Below are 2,696 nucleotides of genomic sequence, written 5' to 3'. Positions count from 1 at the left end.
GGCAGAGTCAGAGGTGTATAAGAGACAGGGCGTAGGGGCGGGGGTAGGTGCTCGGGCGGTACCGGACGTAGCGGGGCTCGCTCGCCGGGTCCTCGGCCTCCGCCCGGGAGTTGAGGGTGCTCGGCGAGGCGTCCCAGCGGCCGGTGTCCAGGCGGTGCTCCAGGGTGTGCAGGGCGGCCAGTGTCTCGCCCGGGGTGAAGGTGCAGTGGCCCGGGCCGTCGACGTAGGCCTGGCGGAGGAGCCCGGCGGAGCCCGCGCCGCCGGCGGCCCGCCGGTAGGCGCTCTCCGACTGCACCGGGATCAGGGCGTCACCGGTCGTGTGGATGTTCAGCTGGGGGTCGGTGAGGCGGCCGGAGAGCACGCTGGTGCCGCGCATCCACCGCACCGCCGACGGGTCGGCGGCGATCCGGGGCGCCCGGTCCAGGGCCGAGAGGTCGGTGCGCAAGGGCAGTCCCGCCTCCTTGTAGAGCTCCGTCACCTCTTTGTACAGCGGGGAGCGTACGAGCATCGAGCGGTAGTCGACGCCCGTGTTCCAGGACGGGTTGCCGCCCGCCCGGCTCTCGGCCTCCTGCCGCCAGCTGAACGCGGGCAGCTGGAGCAGGCCCCGGACGGCGGCGTACTGGTTGGCCTGGGCCGTCGTGAAGTCGGTGGGGCCCGGCCGGGTCTGCGCGGGGTCGTTGTAGCCGGGGATGTCGTGCAGGGCGGCGGCCAGGGCGATCCGGGCCCGCCCGCCGGGGGTGCGCTGGGCCGCGTCGACCTTCGAGGTGAGCGCCTTGCCGGCGGCGACCGCCTCGGCCTGGTCCGTGAACCCCGCGAGCCGGACACCGGAGTCCGGAGCGAGCAGCGTGCGCAGCGCGAACACCGGGTCCAGGGTGCTGTTCCAGTTGGCGACTCCGCCCTGCACCAGCCCGCACATCGACAGGGATCCGTCGAACCGGCCGGCGTGCCGCTCGGCGAGCATGCTGGTGACGAAGCCGCCGTACGAGGTGCCCCAGGCCAGGGTCCGCCGGGCCGCTCCGAACTTCCCGGTGAACAGGTCCAGCGTGGCGAGCTGGTCCGGCACCGCCTCGGTGACGGCCCAGCCGGTCGTCGCGTACGAGGAGCCGATCAGGGCGTAGCCCTCGGCCAGCAGCTTGTCGCGGGCGGCCGGACCGGGCGAGTTCTGGGCCGGGTTGGGGGCCCCGGCCGGGGTGTAGCCGTGGCTGTAGAGCAGGACCGTGCCGTTCCAGGGCGCGGGGACGTCCATCACGTAGGCGGCCCCGGACGGGAGCCGGCCCTCCAGGTGGGTGTCCGCGGTGGCGGCCCGCGCGGGCAGGGCGGTCGCCGCCAGGGACAGGCAGGCGGCCGTCAGTGAAGCGAGGCGGATCCTCACCGCGGGGTTCCTTCCAGCGCGGGGGCGGCGGCGGGGCTGTCCAGGGCGTCCGTGTGCGTCTCGCGCAGCCGCCACACGGTGACGGCGGTGACGGCCGCGCCGGCGCACAGCAGCAGCGACACCGGGGTGCTGCCGCCGCCGAAGGAGGCCAGGAGACTGCCGGCGATCAGCGGGGAGAACCCGGCGCCGATCAGGGTGGCCCCCTGGTAGCCGAGGGAGGCGCCGGTGTAGCGGACGCGGGTGCCGAACATCTCGGTGAGCAGGGCGCCGAGCGGCCCGTACATCGTCGACTGGGCGACGCCGTGGCCGAGCGCGAGGGCGAGGATCAGCAGGCCGGGGGAGCCGGAGTCGACCAGGGCCAGCACCGGGAAGGCGAGCGCCGCCGAGGCGATGGCGCCGGCGAGCACGACGGGTCGGCGGCCGACCCGGTCGGACAGCGCGGACGCGGCGGGCAGGACCACGAGGGCCACACAGGAGGCGACGGTGACCGCCGTCAGCACCTGCGGGCGGGTGTACCCCTCGTCGACGGCGTAGGAGATCATGAAGCTCGTCAGCAGGGACTGCGCGGTGAACGCGCCGATGCCGACGCAGGCGGCCAGCAGCACCGGCTTCGGGCGGCGCAGCACCTCCACGATCGGCGGCCGGGCCACCGGCTCCCGCTCGGCCCGCGCGAACAGCGGGCTCTCGGCGACCTTCAGCCGCACGAACAGGCCGACGCCCAGCAGCACGATGCTCAGCAGGAACGGCACCCGCCAGCCCCAGGAGCGGAACTGCTCGTCCGGCAGGGTGGCGACCAGGGTGACCACACCGGCCGACAGTACGGAACCGAGCGGGGCGCCGAGCTGGGTGAAGCTGGACCACAGGCCGCGCCGGGAACCCCGCGCGTGTTCGGCGTGCTCGACGACCATCAGCATCGCGCCGCCCCACTCGCCGCCGATCGCGATGCCCTGCACCACGCGCAGGGCGACCAGCAGCACCGGGGCCCAGACGCCGATGGCGTCGTACGTCGGCAGCAGGCCGATGAGGAAGCTGCCGGACCCCATCAGGACCATGGTGAGCAGCAGCATCGACTTGCGGCCGAGCCGGTCGCCGAAGTGGCCGAAGAGGACGCCGCCGATCGGGCGGGCGAGATAGCCCGCGGCGAAGGTGCCGAACGCCGCGATGGTGCCGACCGCCGGGTCGGCCCGCGGGAAGAACAGTTCGCCGAAGACGAGCGCGGCGACCGTGCCGTAGACGAGGAAGTCGTAGAACTCGACGGTGGTGCCGAGCAGGCCGGAGACGGCGACGCGCCGCAACTGCCGTGTATCGGCGGAGGCTTGGGGGG

The 2,696-nt window shown here is 74.3% G+C and carries 2 protein-coding genes; both read right to left on the bottom strand.

The annotated features are described in order from the left end of the window. Nucleotides 1–7 precede the first annotated feature (7 nt). Entirely contained in the window at nt 8–1,372 is a 1,365-nt protein-coding gene (locus C1J00_RS41755) for an alpha/beta hydrolase family protein (RefSeq protein ID WP_102914023.1), read from the bottom strand. Further along, nucleotides 1,369–2,667 (bottom strand): MFS transporter, encoded by a 1,299-nt coding sequence (locus C1J00_RS41750; RefSeq protein WP_102914022.1) that lies wholly within the window; start codon nt 2,665–2,667, stop codon nt 1,369–1,371. The genes C1J00_RS41755 and C1J00_RS41750 overlap by 4 nt, the downstream gene beginning before the upstream one ends. Nucleotides 2,668–2,696: the final 29 nt, after the last annotated feature.

The sequence above is a fragment of the Streptomyces cahuitamycinicus genome, assembly GCF_002891435.1.
Classification (GTDB): Bacteria; Actinomycetota; Actinomycetes; order Streptomycetales; family Streptomycetaceae; genus Streptomyces; species Streptomyces cahuitamycinicus.
Note: the sequence above shows the minus strand (reverse complement) of the source record. Positions and strands in the feature narration are given on the sequence as shown.